This is a genomic window from Myroides oncorhynchi (genome assembly GCF_020905415.1).
GTDB lineage: Bacteria > Bacteroidota > Bacteroidia > Flavobacteriales > Flavobacteriaceae > Flavobacterium > Flavobacterium oncorhynchi_A.
Genome location: NZ_JAJJMP010000001.1, coordinates 1778135 through 1798120 on the forward strand (window position 1 = coordinate 1778135; position 19986 = coordinate 1798120).

The 19986-nt window shown below is 33.6% G+C and carries 17 protein-coding genes; 10 read left to right on the forward strand and 7 right to left on the reverse strand.

The window, feature by feature from the left end:
- Positions 1 to 11: 11 nt before the first annotated feature.
- From LNQ81_RS07900 to dgt, 5 genes are all read left to right on the forward strand, one after another.
- Positions 12 to 2405, forward strand: coding sequence for a ribonucleoside-diphosphate reductase subunit alpha (locus LNQ81_RS07900; RefSeq protein ID WP_229945693.1), 2394 nt, complete (start codon positions 12 to 14; stop codon positions 2403 to 2405).
- A gap of 129 nt (positions 2406 to 2534) precedes the next feature.
- The gene (locus LNQ81_RS07905; protein WP_229945695.1) at positions 2535 to 2771 is read left to right on the forward strand and encodes a hypothetical protein; all 237 of its coding nucleotides are present in this window, start codon (positions 2535 to 2537) and stop codon (positions 2769 to 2771) included.
- A 138-nt stretch (positions 2772 to 2909) separates the two neighbouring features.
- Positions 2910 to 3995 (forward strand): hypothetical protein, encoded by a 1086-nt coding sequence (locus tag LNQ81_RS07910; RefSeq protein ID WP_229945697.1) that lies wholly within the window; start codon positions 2910 to 2912, stop codon positions 3993 to 3995.
- Between the two features lie 108 nt (positions 3996 to 4103).
- Complete coding sequence (locus LNQ81_RS07915) at positions 4104 to 4820, forward strand: AAA family ATPase (protein ID WP_229945698.1); 717 nt, start codon at positions 4104 to 4106, stop codon at positions 4818 to 4820.
- A gap of 14 nt (positions 4821 to 4834) precedes the next feature.
- Positions 4835 to 6181, forward strand: a complete 1347-nt coding sequence (dgt, locus tag LNQ81_RS07920) for a dGTP triphosphohydrolase (RefSeq protein WP_229945700.1) — start codon at positions 4835 to 4837, stop codon at positions 6179 to 6181.
- Between the two features lie 79 nt (positions 6182 to 6260).
- Here the strand turns inward: dgt and LNQ81_RS07925 are convergent, their stop codons facing one another.
- From LNQ81_RS07925 to rplU, 3 genes are all read right to left on the reverse strand, one after another.
- Positions 6261 to 7598 (reverse strand): hypothetical protein, encoded by a 1338-nt coding sequence (locus LNQ81_RS07925; protein WP_229945703.1) that lies wholly within the window; start codon positions 7596 to 7598, stop codon positions 6261 to 6263.
- A gap of 370 nt (positions 7599 to 7968) precedes the next feature.
- Complete coding sequence (gene rpmA / locus LNQ81_RS07930) at positions 7969 to 8229, reverse strand: 50S ribosomal protein L27 (protein WP_229945707.1); 261 nt, start codon at positions 8227 to 8229, stop codon at positions 7969 to 7971.
- 24 nt (positions 8230 to 8253) lie between these two features.
- Entirely contained in the window at positions 8254 to 8616 is a 363-nt protein-coding gene (gene rplU / locus LNQ81_RS07935; RefSeq protein WP_229945709.1) for a 50S ribosomal protein L21, read from the reverse strand.
- Between the two features lie 365 nt (positions 8617 to 8981).
- On the opposite strand from rplU, the gene LNQ81_RS07940 reads away from it, so the two are divergent.
- From LNQ81_RS07940 to LNQ81_RS07950, 3 genes are all read left to right on the forward strand, one after another.
- Positions 8982 to 10301: a M16 family metallopeptidase gene (locus LNQ81_RS07940; RefSeq protein WP_229945712.1), complete on the forward strand. Its 1320-nt coding sequence runs from the start codon at positions 8982 to 8984 to the stop codon at positions 10299 to 10301.
- A gap of 18 nt (positions 10302 to 10319) precedes the next feature.
- Positions 10320 to 12374 (forward strand): M16 family metallopeptidase, encoded by a 2055-nt coding sequence (locus tag LNQ81_RS07945; protein ID WP_229945715.1) that lies wholly within the window; start codon positions 10320 to 10322, stop codon positions 12372 to 12374.
- Between the two features lie 95 nt (positions 12375 to 12469).
- A complete protein-coding gene (locus LNQ81_RS07950; RefSeq protein ID WP_229945717.1) occupies positions 12470 to 12847 on the forward strand; it encodes a heavy-metal-associated domain-containing protein in 378 nt (125 codons plus the stop codon).
- A gap of 292 nt (positions 12848 to 13139) precedes the next feature.
- Here LNQ81_RS07950 and gldD read toward each other — a convergent pair whose 3' ends face one another.
- From gldD to mutY, 3 genes are read right to left on the reverse strand one after another with little or no spacing between them, the layout of a single operon-like run.
- Complete coding sequence (gene gldD / locus LNQ81_RS07955) at positions 13140 to 13739, reverse strand: gliding motility lipoprotein GldD (protein WP_418887950.1); 600 nt, start codon at positions 13737 to 13739, stop codon at positions 13140 to 13142.
- A 30-nt stretch (positions 13740 to 13769) separates the two neighbouring features.
- Positions 13770 to 14213 carry a single-stranded DNA-binding protein gene (locus LNQ81_RS07960; RefSeq protein ID WP_229945718.1) on the reverse strand — a complete coding sequence of 148 codons (444 nt, stop codon included), beginning with the start codon at positions 14211 to 14213 and terminating at the stop codon, positions 13770 to 13772.
- A 4-nt stretch (positions 14214 to 14217) separates the two neighbouring features.
- On the reverse strand, positions 14218 to 15270 hold the full coding sequence (gene mutY / locus LNQ81_RS07965) for an A/G-specific adenine glycosylase (protein WP_418887951.1): 1053 nt from the start codon (positions 15268 to 15270) through the stop codon (positions 14218 to 14220).
- A gap of 137 nt (positions 15271 to 15407) precedes the next feature.
- Between mutY and LNQ81_RS07970 the strand changes: the two genes are divergently transcribed.
- Entirely contained in the window at positions 15408 to 15704 is a 297-nt protein-coding gene (locus LNQ81_RS07970) for an HU family DNA-binding protein (RefSeq protein ID WP_038986039.1), read from the forward strand.
- A gap of 291 nt (positions 15705 to 15995) precedes the next feature.
- A complete protein-coding gene (locus tag LNQ81_RS07975; protein WP_229945722.1) occupies positions 15996 to 17552 on the forward strand; it encodes an Rne/Rng family ribonuclease in 1557 nt (518 codons plus the stop codon).
- Between the two features lie 41 nt (positions 17553 to 17593).
- Here LNQ81_RS07975 and pbpC read toward each other — a convergent pair whose 3' ends face one another.
- Positions 17594 to 19978, reverse strand: a complete 2385-nt coding sequence (pbpC, locus tag LNQ81_RS07980; RefSeq protein ID WP_229945723.1) for a penicillin-binding protein 1C — start codon at positions 19976 to 19978, stop codon at positions 17594 to 17596.
- Between the last annotated feature and the right edge of the window lie 8 nt (positions 19979 to 19986).

The window sequence follows — 19986 nt, forward strand, 5'->3', positions numbered from 1 at the left end:
AAAAAGAAAAGATGTACGTAGTAAAAAGAGACGGAAGAAGAGAACCTGTTAGTTTTGATAAGATTACAGATCGCGTTAGAATACTTTGTTATGAACTAAATGACATAGTAGATCCTGTGAAGGTAGCTATGCGTGTTATAGAAGGATTATACGATGGAGTATCTACTTCTGAGTTAGATAATTTGGCAGCAGAAACAGCTGCTTCAATGACCGTTAGTCATCCTGATTATGCTTTGTTAGCTGCTAGAATAGCAGTATCTAATTTACATAAGAATACAAAGAAGGTCTTTTCTGAAGTAGTAGATGATTTATATAGATATGTAAATCCACGTACTAATCAGGAAGCACCACTTATCGCAGATGATGTCTATACTGTGATTAAAAAACACGCAGAAAGACTTGATTCAACTATTATCTATCAACGTGATTTTAATTATGATTACTTTGGATTTAAGACACTAGAACGCTCTTATTTATTGCGTTTAAATGGAAAGATTGTCGAGCGTCCACAGCATATGCTTATGCGTGTGGCAGTTGGTATTCACTTAGATGATATTGATTCAGTTATCGAAACGTATGAATTAATGTCAAAGAAGTTCTTTACACATGCTACGCCGACTCTATTTAACTCAGGTACTCCAAAACCTCAGATGTCTTCTTGTTTCTTATTAACGATGCAAGATGATAGTATAGATGGAATATACGATACTTTAAAACAAACTGCTAAGATCTCTCAGTCTGCTGGAGGTATAGGTCTTTCTATACATAATGTACGTGCTACAGGTTCTTATATTAGAGGGACGAATGGTACTTCTAACGGAATTGTACCAATGTTACGTGTTTATAATGATACGGCAAGATATGTAGATCAAGGTGGAGGTAAGCGTAAAGGAAGTTTTGCGATCTATTTAGAACCATGGCATGCAGATATATTTGACTTTATTGATTTGAGAAAGAATCACGGTAAGGAAGAAATGCGTGCGCGTGATTTGTTCTTAGCTCTTTGGATCAATGATTTGTTTATGAAACGCGTAGAGACAGATGATAAATGGACACTTATGTGTCCTAATGAATGTCCAGGTCTATGTGATGTTTATGGCGATGATTTCGAACAATTATATTTAAAGTACGAAAACGAGGGTAAAGGTCGTCGTACAATTAAAGCAAGAGAATTATGGGAAGCTGTACTTGAAGCTCAGATAGAGACAGGTACACCGTATATGTTATATAAAGATGCAGCTAATGCTAAGTCTAACCAAAAGAACTTAGGAGTAATCAGATCTTCTAATTTATGTACTGAGATTATGGAGTATACTTCTCCAGATGAAGTAGCAGTATGTAATCTAGCGTCTATCTCGTTACCAATGTTTGTTGAGAATGGAAAGTTTAACCATGAGTTCTTATTTGATGTAACGAAGCGTATTACACGTAACCTAAATCGTGTTATAGATAGAAATTACTATCCTGTACAGGAGGCTTATAATTCTAATATGCGTCATAGGCCAGTAGGATTAGGAGTGCAAGGATTAGCCGATGCTTTTATCTTGTTGAGAATGCCTTTTACTAGTCCTGAAGCTAAGAAACTAAATCAAGAAATATTCGAAACGATATACTTCGCTGCTTTAACAGCTTCTAATGAGATGGCTAAAGAGGAGGGAACTTATTCTACATTTGAAGGATCTCCTATTTCTAAAGGAGAGTTTCAATACAATATGTGGGGAGTAAAAGACGAAGAGTTGAGTGGAAGATGGGACTGGGCTTCATTGAGAAAAGAAGTAATGGCTAGTGGAGTGAGAAATTCTCTATTATTAGCACCAATGCCAACAGCGTCTACTTCACAGATATTAGGTAATAATGAAGCATTCGAACCATATACTTCTAATATTTATACTAGACGTGTATTATCAGGAGAGTTTATCATTGTGAATAAGCACTTGTTAAAAGACTTAGTAGATTTAGGTCTATGGAATGAAGACTTAAAGCAAGAGATAATGCGTGCTAATGGATCTATTCAACACATTGATTTTATACCTACTGATATTAAAGAGTTGTATAAAACTGTATGGGAGCTTAGTATGAAAGATATTATAGATATGTCACGTGAACGTGGATATTTTATCGATCAGTCTCAGTCATTAAACTTGTTTATGGAAGGAGCTACATTTGCTAAGTTAACTTCTATGCATTTCTACGCGTGGAAGTCTGGATTAAAGACAGGTATGTATTATTTGCGTACCAAGTCTGCGGTAGATGCGATCAAATTCACATTGAATAATGAAAAGAAGGAAGCTGTTAGTGCTATCCAGGAAGTAGAACAGGTATCTGTAAGTGAGTATCAAGCGATGCTTCAGCGTGCAAGAGAAGCTTCAAATAATGATGAAGATTGTGAAATGTGTGGTTCTTAATGGAATTTGTTTTATGATAATATATGAAGGTAGTCCGTTTAGGGCTACCTTTTTTTTGTGTCTCATTTTTTGTAAGTTGAAAAATTGACAATTAGTGTTGTATCTTTGTACTTTAATTAATGTAGTATTATGGCTAAGGAAACGAAAGAAGGAATATATAAAGGAATAATAGAGAAAGATGCTCAAGGCAATTATTTCTGTGGACCTTATTTATTAGATTATCAATATACAGAAGCAAACTTTAAATTAGGTGATTTAATTAGTTTGAAGACTGCTGTAGCTAACCCAAGCGGAAAAAGTAGAGATGCTTATCCTAAGAAGTCAGTTAAGTTTTTCTTAGCAAGTGAAGAGAAAAGTGATAATTAATAGCAAGATGTATTCTTATAAAAGAACAAATGAAGAGTGTGATATTTATATCGCACTCTTTTTTTGTTCTAAGTAGGCTGCCTCAAACTAGTTTGAATTTCGTCCATAATCTTTATATTTACTGTTAAATAAAATTTTATGAGGAAAGTATTGTCCATTACAGGGACATTATTGGTTATAGGAGTGATTGTGTTTTTAGGTGTTAAGTATTGGAATGAAGGGAATGCCGAATATCCTTTTAATATAAAGATTGTAGAAGATAGTAATCGTATTCGGTCTTTTGTAGAGGATACAGATGATGGTTTTGATATATACTATTTAATCAGACAAGATAATGGAGAAGATTTACGCATAGATAATGTGTATTATTATGACGTAGCAGCACCTGATTACGCTAGTGAAAACTTTATTCGCTTTAGTGATCAAAAGAGTGAGTTAATAGGGCTTTATAATGATAGAGGAATGGTTGTAATACCACCTATATATTCTGCAATGACAAGAGTACACAACGGAATGTTATATGCATTAGAGGGAGGTGTGAAGGACAATATTGGAGCAAATGGAGATAGACATGATGTTTTACTTGGTGGAACTACTTTTTTGTTAAACACAAAAGGAGATATATTGATAGAGGATATGATAATTCCCAATAACAATTTAGATATGTATAGTTTGACTATTACAGACGAACCTATACTAGATAGTTATTACATGGCTTTTAAGGGGATAAATGGTAAATGTTACAATTTTGTCGATTTAGTTAAATATTTTGAATTATTTGTGAAAGAGGAGTTTCTGCCTAGTACATTAAATGATAATTGGAAGGATTACTTATCGGATAATGTAAAAGTGAATATCGAGGTTAAGAATGAGAATGTAGGAGACTACATAGTCTATGACAAACATGAGATGTTAACTACTCAGAAAGATCTAGTGACTAAAGCTTTTGAACTTGCTAATAGTAATGATTCTACAGGTTATAAGTTAGTGTATGATGTAGATGATTGGATTGTTACTGTTGATACTGAACTTATGGAGGATAAGGATAAAAATAGTTATCTAAATAAAGAGGGGGTGTGGAAAGGTAAAGAATTTCCTGTTTTTCAATTAAATATTAAAGAAGTAGAGGGGACTCAGACTCGTTCTAATCATTATGATTTTTATAGAAATAGAAATGGAGGGATGACTTTATATGAGATTACTATCCGTGCTAACTATTATTAATTGTATTAGCGAACTGTATTAGTGTTGTTTTTCTGTATTCTGGAGGAGTAATCTGACGATTATTAGCGGTATATTTGTTAGCTAACAACACTCAATTATTTTCAATCTATGAGTTCTTTATTTTATATAGATCGCACTAAAATTTCTCTAGATGATGTTATGTTTAACGATAATGTCAAGGCAGAAATCACCCAGTTTTTAAAGGAATATAAGTATCGTGAGGTACTTATGAAGTATAACCTACCAGTAAGTAATAAGATACTTCTGTATGGGAAGACTGGTTGTGGAAAAACAATGACAGCGAAGGCTATTGCTAAATACTTGGATAAGAAACTTATCATTGTTAATTTAGCGACTATTGTTTCTTCTAAATTAGGTGAAACTGCTAAGAATATTGAAAGTTTGTTTAAGGAGATACAGTATGAAAGTTCTGTATTATTTTTCGATGAATTTGATTCGCTAGGGCAGATACGCGATTATGACAATAAAGATAATAGTGAAATGAAACGCGTGGTAAATGCTATCTTGCAATTGATAGATAATCTACCGCAAAAGTCTATTTTAATGGCGGCAACGAATCAAATACACATGATAGATGAAGCGCTAGTTAGACGTTTTGAATTACAACTAGAATATACTGCTCCTAATAAGGAAGCTTTAGATTTTTATTACGATAAGTTATTAAAGGAGTATCCAGCAGAATACTGTAAGATTAATAGGTTATATGAGGTTTCTTATGCTGAGGCTAAGAATCATGTATTTAAAACAGTAAAAGATAATATTATAAATAGCCAATTATTGCTTGAGGCTAATCAGAATAATTAGTTGACCAATTGCTTATGATGAAATGGGAAAAGTTACTATCACTAAAGAAGTATGGTGATACTTTTGTTAGAAATAGATTAGACGAACTAGAAACTCGTATTGGTTTTGAGGTGGACTATGATAGAATCATCTTTTCATCGCCATTTAGAAGCTTACAAGATAAAACACAAGTTATCCCTCTGTCTAAGACGAACTTTGTTCATACCAGACTTACGCATAGTTTGGAGGTATCTGTAGTAGGGCGTTCATTAGGAAGAATAGTTGGGTCAAGTCTATTAAATAAATATACTTACTTAGCAGAAGAGTATGGTTATACTGTAAACGATTTTGGAGCTATTATAGCGGCGGCATCTTTAGCACATGATATAGGTAATCCTCCTTTCGGACACTCAGGTGAGCGTGCGATAGGTGATTTTTTTAAGAGAGGTGTTGGTTCTACATATAGAGATCAGATGAAGGATAGTGAATGGGAGGACTTGATTAACTTCGAAGGTAATGCTAACGGTTTTGCTATTTTGACTAAGAGCCGACCTGGTATGGCAGGTGGATTGCGTATTTCTTATGCGACTTTAGGGGCTTTTATGAAATATCCTAAAGAAAGCTTACCAATAAAACCTACAAAGGATATCTCTGATAAGAAATATGGTTTTTTTCAAGAGGATAAAGAAGCTTTCATAGATATGGCTACTGAATTGGGTTTAATCAAAAAGTCAGATAGAAGTGAGATTGCTTATTTTAGACATCCATTAACTTATTTAGTTGAGGCTGCAGATGATATTTGCTATACCATTACTGATTTTGAGGATGGAATTAATCTTGGTTGGATAGCGGAAGAACACGCTTTAGAATTCTTAATTAAAATTGTTCAGAATAGTATTAATCCACAGACTTATGCACAACTAGCTTCGAAAGAGGATAGAGTGAGTTATTTAAGAGCCTTAGCTATTGGTAGTTTAATACAAGATGTAGCTAAAGTCTTTTTGGAGAATGAAGATAAAATACTCAAAGGGGAATATCCATTCGCGTTAACTGAAAAGTGTAGTTATATTGCACAAATGAAGGATATCCTATCTGTCAGTATTAATAAAGTTTACCAGAGTCGTGAGGTGATAGAGAAAGAGATAGTAGGGTATAAAGTGATTAATGCTTTATTAGAAGCGTTCACTACAGCAGTTAATAACGTGTATTATGGAGAGGAGAGTCAGTATGATCTATTGATTATGTCTTTATTACCAGATAAGTATAGAATAGAGAGTGATAGTGTTTATGTGCGTTTAATGACCATATGCCACTTCATCTCAATGCTTACAGATGGTAAGGCATTAGAGTTGTATAATATGATTAAAGGAAACGATAAATAGTTTATCTTATAAAAATAAAAAGAGGTTATAGTATTATACTATAACCTCTTTTTTAGCTTAAAATATCTGTGAAATTAAATTACTCTCTTGTAGTCTGCATCCATAAGTGTGCATATTTCATCATTCCTGTTGCTGGAACAAAAACGTTGTTAGATTCAGGAGCTTTGATAGCGATAGCTTCTTCTTTAGTTTTACCAATTACATCACCTTTTGAACCTGATATTGAATTAGATCCATCTTTTGTTGCTATTGCAAAAGTTGCTTTAGAACCATCATTAGCAATGTCTTTTACATATACAGTTAAGAATTGCCCTGTTCTACCAGAGTAGTATCCCTCAGCTTTTTTTATTTCATATATGATTTGACCATCTGCTTCTTTACTATATACTTTTTTAAGAGTTAGTTTTGCACCTTCTGTCATGGGGTCTCCTTCTTTTCCAAAGTTACCAAGCATTAAGAAGGCATCATTACCTTGACCTATTACGAATTTATAGAATCCTAATCCGTTATTTACTGCTTCAGTTGTATATGTACCATCTAGGACACCGAATATTGCCTCTGTATCTTTTTGGTATCTGTTATATGAAGCTTCTTTCTCTCCTTTATTATCTTTTAATGGAGTACTTGATGCGAATTCTCCTTCAGCTTTTGCTTTTTCTTCTGCTAAGTAAGTTGTACGAGCTATTTCAACAAGTTTACCATTAATATTTTTAAGTTGTATAACATAGAATCTACCTTTTACTGATTCATCTTTACCCTCCAGCAGGATCTTATTAGTATTCTTATTATGAGCTATTACAGTCATGTCATATGCTGAGAATCCACTATTAAAGTTTACTACTTCATCAGAGAAGGTATAAGTGTATTTATGACCTTGATCTTCAAATGTGTATAAGCCATTAATAGGTAGTTTAGTTGGTTCTACTATAGCTCCTTTTTTCATAGGTAACCAACCAAATTGACCTTTATCATGCTCAACTATAATATCTTTAGCTGGATAAGCAGCTTTGATTGCCTCTATTTCTGTTTTAGCAGTTAAGTCCATATTGAACATGAACTCACTTTTGTCATCTTTTATTTCTCTAAAGAAGAAAGCTTTGTACTCACTTGTCTCTTTATTTTTTGCTACGGTTTTTAGTACACCTGCCTCATTTTTATATGTAGTAATTACATCATATACAGCATCATCTTGACCACTTCCTGCCATACCTGACATTTTCATAGTGATTATTTGTTTTTCAAAATGAAACGGAATAGGATTACCAGCATGATTAAATGAATATTCACCTAGTATTGGTGATTCTTTACCTACCTCTACCTGATCTTTAATCTCAGGTCTAATAGGTGTATTATCATCACTAGAACAACTCGTCATTAAAAATGCTGTAATAGCAAAAAGTAAAAGTAATTTTTTCATGTTTTTAAATAGTTATATCGTTTAATTATTTAGAACAAATGTAAATAAAATATCTAATTCTACAATAATTATTTATAATATATCTAAATAATAATCTTAACTACCTGTTTGTTTGGTGTTTGTGTGTTTTGTTTGGATTGTGTTTTTTTTAATTTATTCTTAATTAAGACTTTTTATAATTGAATAGTAATTGATTTTAAGGATGTAATACATGCTTATAGTTATTAAACTGATATGTTTGTAAAAAGTAGAGAATAAAATTTTGTAGGGAGACGACGTATATATACAAAAAAAAGACGCTATATATAATATAGCGTCTTTTCTTATGTTTTCTATTTGTTTGTATTAATACGAACAAATATGATGATTCTTAAGCTTCAAAAGGAATAATAGAAACAAAAGATTTGTTATCTCTTTTCTTTTGGAATTTAACTACACCAGCAACTTTTGCATGTAAAGTATGATCTTTTCCCATGTAAACGTTTTCACCAGCATTGTGCTTAGAACCTCTTTGTCTAACGATGATATTCCCAGCGATAGCTGCTTGACCACCATAAATCTTAACGCCTAAACGTTTTGATTCTGATTCTCTACCATTCTTAGAACTACCTACACCTTTTTTATGTGCCATGACGTCTTAAATTTAGTCTGTTAATTACTCAGCTGCTTCCGCTGCCTCTTTTTTAGTTGCTTTTTTCTTAGCTCCTCCTACATTGATACCTTCGATAACAATTTGAGTTAAAGCTTGTCTGTGTCCGTTTTTCTTTTTGTAACCTTTTCTTCTTTTCTTTTTGAAGACAATTACTTTATCACCTTGTAGGTGTTGTAAAACTTTAGCTTCCACAGAAGCACCTTCTATAGCTGGGGCGCCAAGAGTGATGTTGTTGTTGTCATCAACTAAAAGAACTTTGTCAAAAGTAACTTTTGTTCCTTCTTCTGATGCCAAACGGTGTACATACACTTTTTGATCTTTGCTAACTTTGAATTGTTGCCCTGCTATCTCTACGATTGCGTACATAACAAAAAATTAAAATGTTTATTAAGGGTGCAAATATACATTTATTTTCTCATTTACAAAAGTTTTATATCTTCCATTTAGAATATTTTTTATTTCTATTTTGGTGTAAATGAGTTAGTTCTGATATATTGTTATTCTATAAAGTTCGCTTAGGTAGGAGCAGGAATGATTAATAGTGGTTGATATCCTTTTTAGGTAGGTATGACTAGTGGTATAAGTTTTATTTATCGATGACGTAGTTTGTCATTTTTGTGAGGGACTTGATTATTTATTTAATAAAATTTGAAAATATTTTAGAAATACTGTAACATAATCTAAAATGTAGCTACTTATTAGGTTATAACCTAATTTCAAATTATTGTAGAATGAAAAAATCTTTATTGGTTCTAGGCTCATTATTCTTCGGAGTATCTGCCTTAGCTCAAAAAGTGGAATTCGACCAGTACACTTTAGATAACGGATTACACGTTATTTTGCACCAAGACAAATCTGCTCCAGTTGTTGTTACATCTGTAATGTATCATGTGGGAGCTAAAGACGAGAATCCTGATAGAACTGGATTTGCTCACTTTTTTGAACATTTATTATTCGAAGGGACTAAGAATATTGAGCGTGGGGAATGGTTTAAGATAGTTACCTCTAATGGTGGTAAGAATAATGCCAATACTTCTGATGATCGTACTTATTATTATGAAGTGTTTCCTTCTAATAATTTAGAGCTGGGACTTTGGATGGAATCTGAGCGATTAATGCATCCTATTATAAACCAAATAGGAGTGACTACTCAAAATGAGGTTGTAAAAGAGGAAAAGAGATTGCGTGTTGATAATCAACCTTATGGGCAATTAATTACAGAGGTAAAGAAAAACTTGTTTACGAACCACCCTTATCGTTGGGCTCCTATTGGATCTATGGATCACTTAGATGCTGCTACATTAGATGAATTTTTAGCTTTTAACAAGAAGTTCTACATCCCTAATAATGCTGTATTAGTAGTAGCGGGTGATTTCGAGAAGGACCAAGCTAAGAATTGGATCAAACAGTATTTCGGACCTATTGCTAAAGGTACACCTGTGGTAAAAAATAAATTTGAAGAAGCTCCTATTACTAAAGAATTAAAAGCAGAATTCCAAGATCCTAATATCCAACTTCCGATGGTAGTAGAAGCATATCGTACGCCTTCTATGAAGTCTCGTGAAGCTCGTGTTTTAGATATGATTTCGTCTATTTTATCTAGCGGTAAAAGTTCTAGATTGTATAAAAAAGTAGTAGACCAGAAGAAAATGGCGTTAGAAATGGCATCATTTAGCTTTAGTCAAGAGGATTATGGAATGTATTTTATTTACGGTATCCCGATGCAAGGAGTTGCTTCTGAGGCTTTAGTAAATGAGATTGATGATGAGATATTAAAATTACAAACTGAATTGATTTCAGAAAGAGATTTCCAAAAACTTCAGAATATTTTTGAAAAACAATATGTGGATTCAAATTCGAATGTGGAAGGTTTAGCTGAGAATTTAGCTTCTTACTATTTGTTATACGGAGATGTAAACTTGATCAATAGCAATATTGATATCTACAGAAGCATCACAAGAGAAGAGATACGCGATGTAGCGAAGAAGTACCTTAATAAAAATCAAAGATTAGTACTGGATTATGTTCCTGTAAAGAAAGCGAACAACTAATTTAAATTGTAGACAAAAATGAAGAAAATATATATTTATGCTGCAAGTGTAGTTTTTGCTTTAGCAGCATTAGAAATGCAAGCACAAGATAGAAAACAACCTATTGCTGGCCCTGCTCCTGCTGTGCATGTTGGTCAGCCAACTACTTTTACATTGAAAAATGGAATGAAAGTTATGGTTGTACAAAACACTAAATTACCTCGTGTATCATATACATTGACTATAGATAATCCATTAGTTTATGATGGAGATAAAGCAGGGGTATCATCTATTTTATCTGAAATGTTAGGTAACGAAACTAAGAAGATGAATAAAGATAAGTTTCAAGAGGAAATAGATTTCTTAGGGGCACGTATTAACTTTCATTCTGGAGGTGCATCTGCTAATGGGTTATCAAAACACAATGAAACTATTTTAAATCTTCTTGCCGATGGTGCATTAAATTCAGTGCTTACACAGGAAGAATTTGACAAAGCTAAGGCTAAAGCTATCGAGGGAGTGAAGTCTGGTGAGAACAGTGTTACGAATATTGCTAGAAGAGTTGAGAGTGCAGTGCTGTATGGAAAGAAAACTCCTGTTGGAGAATTCGAAACTGAGAAGACATTAAGTAATGTGACTTTTGCTGATGTACAAGAGTATTATAAGAAATATTATTCACCAGAGAAAGCTTATTTAGTAATAGTAGGTGATATTGATTATAAGAAAACGGAGAAAGCTGTTCGCGGTCTGTTTGATGGATGGAGTAAGACAAATACACAGTATAAAGATGTTGCTTATAAAGGCAATGTTAATGCTACAGAGATTAATTTCGTTGATATGTCTAATGCCGTACAGTCAGAAATAGCATTAGTAAATGAGGTTGATTTAAAGATGAGTGATAAAGATTACTTTGCTGCTATTTTGGCTAACCAAATCCTAGGTGGCGGAGGAGAAGGACGTCTTTTCTTAAACTTGCGTGAAGCACATGGATGGACGTATGGCGCTTACTCTTCGGTGGGTACAACACGTAATTATCCTGGTAAATTTAGAGCTGGAGCTTCTGTTCGTAACGTAGTTACGGATAGTGCAGTTACTGAATTTATAAAAGAGATAGACCTTATTCGTACAACTCCTGTGAAAGCGGATGAGCTTAAATTGGCTAAAGCTAAATATGTTGGTAATTTTGTGATGGAAATCCAAAAACCTTCTACCGTAGCTATGTATGCATTATATAAGGAGTTATATAAATTACCTGCTGATTTCTACGAAAATTATATTAAAAATATTAATGCTGTTACTGTAGAAGATGTACAGAAAGCAGCACAAAAGTATTTCTTAAAAGATAATATGCGTATTGTTATCGTCGGTAAAGGAAGTGATGTGTTACCTGGATTAGAACGTCTAGGATATGATATAAAGTATTTCTCTAAAGAAGCAGAGGAAGTCGCAAAACCTACATCAGGTCAAGATCTAGCAGCTAAAGGACTTACTGTATCTTCTATTGCAGACAAGTATATTAATGCTATTGGTGGAGAGAAGAAGTTAGCAGAAGTAAAGTCTATCATGATAAGCAGCGTGGCGGAAGTACAGGGGATGCAATTAGAGTCTATCACTAAGGTAAAAGAGGGATATTTACTATCAGAACAAAAAATGATGGGAAATACAATGTCTAAACAAGTGGTGACTCCTAAAGAAGCATTCGTAATGGCTCAAGGACAAAAAATAGAGATGAAAGGTGAGGAGTTAAAAGCATTACAAGCTGAAGCTACTCCGTTCTCAGAATTAAAACTTAAGCAAGATAAAGGTGCTGTAGTAACAGGAGTAGAAACTGTAAATGGTAAGCAAGCTGTAGGTATTAAAGTAGGTAAGACAGTGTCTTATTATGACGTAGAGTCTGGACTTAAAGTATCTAGTGTAACTTCTCAAGAACAAGGCGGACAAGTAATGAGTATTACCACTACTTACGAGGATTATAAAGAAGTAAAAGGGGTTAAAGTTCCTTATAAGCAAGTGATGAATGTAGGTATAGAAATAATAAATGTAGTGAAAGAGGTTAAAATCAACGAAGGAGTAGCTGAAGCGGATTTTAAATAATTGATTATCTAAATAATAGAATTGAAAAAGCAACTGAACATTCAGTTGCTTTTTTTATTTTTGCAGTGAAAGATTACTTATTAAAAAATAAAGAGATGAATATACTTAGATCATTTGTAGTAGTAATGTTAGGGACAGTGCTATTTGCATCGTGTAAAAATGAAAATAAAGCAGAGGTAGAAGTGAAAGAGGTAACTACTCAGACTAGTACAAATGAAATGGCTGGTACTGTGGAGAAAACTACTTTTCAGATAGAAGGAATGACATGTGCTATCGGATGTGCTAAGTTAATCGAAGGAAAATTAGCTGGTCTAGATGGAGTGAAGAGTGCTCATGTAGACTTTGACACGAAGACGGCTGTAGTAGAGTTTGATGATGCTAAACAGGATGTAACTTCTTTAGTAAAGACAGTAGAAAAGATTGCTAATGGTATTTATCAAGTAGATAAAGCGAATATTAGTAGTGTAAAATAGGTAGGTAGAGAGAATTTTTTCCTTTTTTATTTCTGATAATAACGGAGAAAAAAGTTGAAATAAAAGCAAATAATGTACGAGATAGATCTTCTATGATTTATCTCGTTTTTTTTGTGACTTTTCATCCGCGTGAGTCCATAGTGAGTCCATTAAAACAGCCTTTTTAATGGAGTCACTATGGATTTACTATACTGTCACTATGGATTCAACTGAAAGAAGATACGAAAAAATGGAATTAACTATTATAGCTAATTCCATTTAAATATAAAAAAATCGAGATGTTCTTGGTTTTTTAGGGGTGGACAGGAGATGATTGTTGTTTCTCTGTCCATTGTAGTGTCTCTATTAGCTTGCGCATATCTCTTTTGACATACTCGCTTGCTGGTAATATAGAATCGAAGTTTGGTTTAGCATAAAAGTATAGTGAGGCTACTAAGAAGTTTTTAACGCTATCTGTAGCGTAGAACTGTACATTAGTTGCCGCATTGCCTTCTACGTTATAGAACATTCCATAAACTCTATCTTTAGTATTAATGAATGGTTGTTCGATGATTTCGTCTGCTTTTACGAAGTGTTCGTAAGTTAGTTTTTGTGCGTCTTTTAATAGCAAATTGATGTTGTTTTCTACTGGTTTGTAGTTAATAAATATTGTAGCCTTCATTTGAGGATAATGTATCTCTAAAGAGCTATTCTTTCCTTCTTTTACAGTAGACCATTTATTCTGGCTAAACTCAAATCCATTAGCGTTCTTATAGGTTGTGTACTCTTGATTAGGATAATCTAGAGCTAAGAAAGCATTAGGTTTAGGGGTAGACTCCTCTTTACACGATGTGAATAGAGTTAATAATAATATGGTAGTTATAATAGGGATTCTCATTTCAGTGATTGTCATTTAGTGTTCTAACCTAAATATGTAACCTAATTAAAACGGTAGATTATCATTATTAGTCTCTTTAGGGATATTAAAATTATCTATAGCTTGTTTTTTATCTTCTTCAAAGGAAGTTTTTGTTTTGTAATCACTTTCCTTTTTAGTGTCTAAAAACATAAACTCAGTTACCATAATCTCTACAGTCTGTCTAGAGATGCCATCATCACTTTGCCATTGACGAGTTCGTATTCTACCTTCTACGTATATACGGTCACCTTTAGAGAGATATTTTTCACATACTTCAGCAGCTTTATTCTTTACCACTAAGTTATGCCATTCGGTAGAAGTGTATTTTTCGCCAGATGTTTTATTTACATAGACTTCATTTGTAGCAAGCGAAAAGCGTCCTATACAATTGCCATTTTCGAAGTAATGCATCTTTACGTTATCACCTAGATGACCTATAAGTGTAACTTTATTTAGGGTGCCGTTCATAGTGTTAATATGTTAGTGTTTTTAAATCTAAGGATTTAATAAAGTTATGAATAACAATTGGAAAACCAAATTTATTTAAATCTTCCCATGCAATTCTGTTGTTGTTTATTTCTTTTACGCTTACTCCCCAGAAATTTATGTGTAATTTCTGATGAGATAATTGATGGATTATCGGAGTCTCTGTGAGAAGGTTAATTTCTGTTATATCAAGTGTAGAAGCATATTTTTCTTTTAATTCAGAAGATATGTTTTCAGCATTGTTTTTAAAATTATCTATCACAGGAAATTGATATAACTGTTGCCATATATCTTTTGCTGTTCGCTGTTCTATTATCGTATTGTTATTTGGGTCTAGTAATATAATAAAGTCTAGATATCTTTTTTTTATTTTTATTTTACTCAGTTTGATTGGTAAAGTAGCGACTTGATTAGTTGCATAAGCGATACATTCTTTATTAAAAGGACATATCGAACAGTTTGGGCTCTTAGGTGTACATTGTGTAGCCCCGAAGTCCATTATGGCTTGGTTAAAGGTAGCAGGGTCATGCTGTGGGATTAGCGTAGCTGCTAGTGCTTGAAATTCTTTTTTAGTAGTATTGGTAGAAATATCAGATGTAATCCCATAGACTCTAGATAGAACTCTAAATACATTTCCATCTACTACAGGTACAACTTCGTTAAAAGCTATTGATGCAATTGCCGCAGCAGTATATTCACCAACACCTTTAAGTGTAAGTAAGTCTTTATAATTGTTAGGGAAGATGCTATTTAAGTCATTAGCGACTTTTTTTGCAGTAGTATGTAAGTTTCTAGCTCTGCTGTAATAACCTAAGCCTTGCCATAATCTCATTACATCATCTTCTGGTGCATGAGCTAGATCAGATACTGTTGGATAAGTGTTTAAAAATGCTTCAAAATAGGGTAATCCCTGTGCTACTCGCGTTTGTTGTAGGATAATTTCCGATAACCAAATAGCATAAGGATTTTTAGTTTCTCTCCATGGTAAAAAACGTTTGTTTTCTAAATACCAAGTAATGAGTTTGTTAGAAAAAATCATTGTAAAAAGTATTGAATGCAAACTTAAAACTTTATATATTTAAATTTTAATCAATTAAGGTTGAATTATTGGGATATAAATTAATATATTTGCACACTCTAAAAATATCAGACAACAACAAAATATTTATATCTAAAATGACGAAAGCAGACATTGTAGCTAAAATTTCAGAAAAATTAGGGCTTGAAAAAGGTGAGGTACAGGCAACAGTAGAATCTTTTATGGACGAAGTAAAAGTATCTCTAGAAGCTGGTGAGAATGTGTATTTAAGAGGTTTTGGTAGTTTTATTATTAAAACTAGAGCTGAAAAAACAGGAAGAAACATCTCAAAAAACACAACAATCAGAATTCCTGCACACAACATTCCTGCGTTCAAACCAGCTAAGGTGTTTGTAGAAGGCGTAAAGTCAAACACAGAAGTAAAAGTAAAATAATTTATTAATCTCTAAATTACACACATTATGCCAAGTGGTAAAAAAAGAAAAAGACATAAGGTAGCTACGCACAAACGTAAGAAAAGAGCGAGAGCTAACCGTCACAAAAAGAAAAAGTAGTTTAAAACTACTTTTTTCTTTTAGTAGAAAAAGAATACTCAAAAAACTTGCCTTGATAGCAAGGTGAGTTTTTTAGATAGTAATATCTATATTGATGTTTAATCCATCTATACAAACTTGTTCGGTCTGCATAGACTTTGTAATGAATGAGTATGGATAAAAATGTACAGTGTGAATAAAGAGCTAATTATTAGGTCGAATTCTGAAACAGTAGATTTTGCCTTATTAAAAGATGGAAAACTAATTGAACTACATCAAGAGAGAGAAGAGAGTGAAGATGATGGTTTTCAAGTAGGTGATATTTTTATTGCCAAGATTAGAAAGCCTGTAGCAGGACTTAATGCTGCATTTGTTCACGTAGGATTTGAGAAAGATGCATTTTTGCATTATCACGATTTAGGTCCTAACCTTCGAACTTTATTGAAGTTCACTAAACTTGTAAGCGGAGGTAAATTAAAAGATTACTCTCTAAAGAACTTTCCATTTGAAGAAGAAATTGATAAGGATGGAGTGGTTAGTGATGTATTAAGCGCTAATCAGTCTTTATTAGTTCAGATCGTTAAAGAACCTATTTCAACTAAAGGACCTCGTATTAGTTCTGAGCTATCTATAGCTGGACGTTATGTAGTTCTTGTTCCTTTTTCTAATAGAATTTCTATCTCTCAAAAAATAGAGTCTAAAGAAGAAAAAGAACGTTTAAAGAAACTTCTTCAAACAATTAAACCAAAGGGATTTGGAGTAATCGTGCGTACTGTGGCAGAGGGTATGAAAGTTGCGGATATCGATAAAGATTTGCAAAACTTAATGACTCGCTGGAACAATATGTGTAGAAAGCTAAGCGTAGCTCATCATCCTTCTAAAGTACTTGGAGAAGTTAATAAAGCCTCTTCTATTCTTAGAGATGTGTTTAATGATACTTTTACTGGTATCGTTACAGATGATGAAGATATGTTCTTTCAGACGAAAGACTATTTGCAAGAAATAGCTCCTTCGAAAGTTTCTATTGTGAAACACTATCAGTCACTAGAAGTTCCGATTTTCGAGAAATACAATATCGAACGCCAGATTAAGACTTCTTTTGGACGTACCGTATCTATGAGTAAAGGTGCTTATCTTATCATAGAACATACAGAAGCATTGCATGTGATAGATGTAAATAGTGGGAATCGCTCTAACAAAGCTCAATCTCAAGAAGATACCGCTCTTGAAGTAAATCTTATTGCTGCTGCTGAGATAGCTAGACAATTAAGATTGAGAGATATGGGTGGGATTATCGTAGTCGATTTTATTGATATGGGAAATCCAGAAAATAGAAAGACACTATACGATTTTCTAAAAGAGGAAATGAGTGATGATAAAGCAAAACACAAAATCTTGCCTCCTAGTAAATTTGGATTAATCCAAATCACTAGACAACGCGTTAGACCTGAAGTCAACATAGAAACGAGAGAAGAGGACCCTAATGAACATGGTGAAATCGACGCTCCAATCCTTGTAATAGACAAAATAAAGGCTGACCTAGAAAATATTATTTCGAAAGATAAGTCGAAAAAAATTATTTTAAATACTCATCCATTCGTGGCTGCTTATTTGACAAAAGGAATCCCATCGATTAGAGCTAAGTGGTACTTAGAGTTTAAGAAATGGGTAAAAATAGTTCCTCGTGACGCTTACACGTATCTAGAATACCATTTTTTAGATGATAAAGGAAATGAACTTACAGAATAAATAAAAACCCGCTAATCTAGGATTAACGGGTTTTTTTGTATTTATTTTGACTTAGTTATACTTAGTTCTAGTGTAATCTGTATCGTTTTACTATTGCCATCTGCATCTACTATAGTTAAGTAATGTGTTCCTGGTTCGGCTATTATTGATTGTTCATGATATAAAGAGGTCTCTCCTAAGAATTGTTCGTCTAAATACCAGAATAATCTGTTCTCTGGTGTAGTTGTAGCCGCTTTAGCGATAAAGGGCTGTACTCTAGAATAGAAGTCTTTCGTTAGATAGATAAGATCGTTGTGCTTCGGATAAATAAACTCAGTAGCACTCTGCCCATTCGTATTTATACAATCTGCTCTAAATGGTGGCAGATCTTTATAGTTACTATAATGACGTTTATAATAATGTGCCATTGTTGGAGGTAGAATAAACCAGGGCTGATTAACGATATTATCTAGTGATTCGCACATGCTGTTTACTTGAAAAGATTGTGTTAGATCTAAGTGAACTAATTTGTGATATGGACATAACTCCGTTTTCTTCTCTCTATGTGGTACCAAGTCTGTTCGCTTTGGACAATTAGGTCCTGCTAAATAACCTGATTGTATACAGACTTCTGTTTCTTCAAGGTCATTTAAAGGTTGTCCAAACCAGTTACTACGTGGTAGTAAGTTAAACACATCGAATAAAATAGGCCCAGCCATTCTCACTCCACTAATAGAGGGACGCCCTTCCCCCGTGGCATTACCTACCCATATACCTACTACATATTTTTTATTTACTCCGACTGCCCAAGCATCTCTTCCGCCAAAGCTTGTTCCAGTCTTCCAAGCTATTTTAAGAGAGGAGTCATAATATCTCCAGGCTTCATCTCCCTCAGGTCGATTAACCTGAGTAAGTGCTTTAAATGTGTTATAAATAGCTCCTGCGCCTAATGTGGTCTTCTCATTCGTATCTTTGCCAAAGTCTAAGTGGATATCTTTATTCCAGTTTAGATTTTGTATTTCATTACTTCTATATTTTCCTTTAGAAGTATTGTAATAGTTTAATGTAGAGGCTAGACCTGTATAGGCTCTTGTGATTTCCCATAGATTACTCTCTGCTCCACCTAAGATAAGTGAGAGTCCATAGTGGTTAGGGTGTTTGTTAATTGATTTGAAACCAAGATTCTGAAGTTGGTTATAAAATCTGTACCCTCCATACTTCTGTAACATAAGTACAAAAGGGATATTTAATGATCTAAACAATGCTTCATCTGCAGGTACGGCCCCTTCATATGAGGTATTAAAATTCTCTGGTTTATATCCAGAAATAACTACAGGTATGTCTGCTACTAAAGATTTAGGTAGTAATTCTGCATCATCTAACATGCTTCCATATAAGAAAGGCTTGATTATACTCGCTGTACTTCTCTGCGCGTGTATAATATCTACATCTTTCTGATGATCTACTGTAGTAGGGGTGTTTCCTACATAACTGATAATATTACGCGTTTCTACATCTATGACTATTACAGCTATATTATAGATTTCAGATTGACTATAATTAAAGTAATACCCTTTGACGATGTCATTTACCCTTTGTTGTATATTATAATCTATTGTAGTATTGTTACGCTGTTGACGATTAGTTTTTGATATATACTGAAGTAGGTGAGGAGCCATTTGAGGTAGCTCATGTGGTTTCTGAGGTAATGGTTCTTCTAGAGCTAAGAGATAAGTACTCTCATCTATGACTTTCTTATTTAGTAGTTTCTTTAGCAGCGCATTTCTTTTCTTAAGTAAAGTCTCTTGATTCTTACCTGGATAGATAAGACGAGGAGCGTTAGGCAATACTGCTAATGTAGCAGACTCTGCCCATGACAGATGTTCTGGTGTCGTTCCAAAATAACGCCAAGCTGCCACATCTATCCCCACGACATTACCTCCGAAAGGAGCGTGTGAGGCATATAGTCTAAGTATTTTATCTTTGCTGTATTTAAACTCTAAACGAGTAGCTTGTATAGCTTCTATTAATTTTTCAGCATAGTTTCTCTTCTTACCATCACGAGCTAGACGTATGGTCTGCTGTGTAAGTGTACTTCCTCCTCTAACTATCTTATCTGATTTTAAGTTTGCACTAAAGGCTTTGGCCATGGACACAGGGTTAAGTCCCCAGTGGTAGTAGAAATAGTCATCCTCAAAGGCTACTATGCACTCCTTAAATTTATAGGGTACAGAGTCGACTTCTGGAAACCTCCACTGACCATCTGTAGCTATCTGAGCGCCTAATAGTTTATTATCACTACTCTCTATAACTGTTGAATACGGCTTAGTGAAAAGCTGTGAAGGCAATGAGAAATAGTATAGAATAATTAATATCAATAGGATGACTGCCTTAATTTTCTTTTTTAAGGACCAAGTCTTCCAGTTAAAGTTCGGTTTAATCTTCATATAAAATA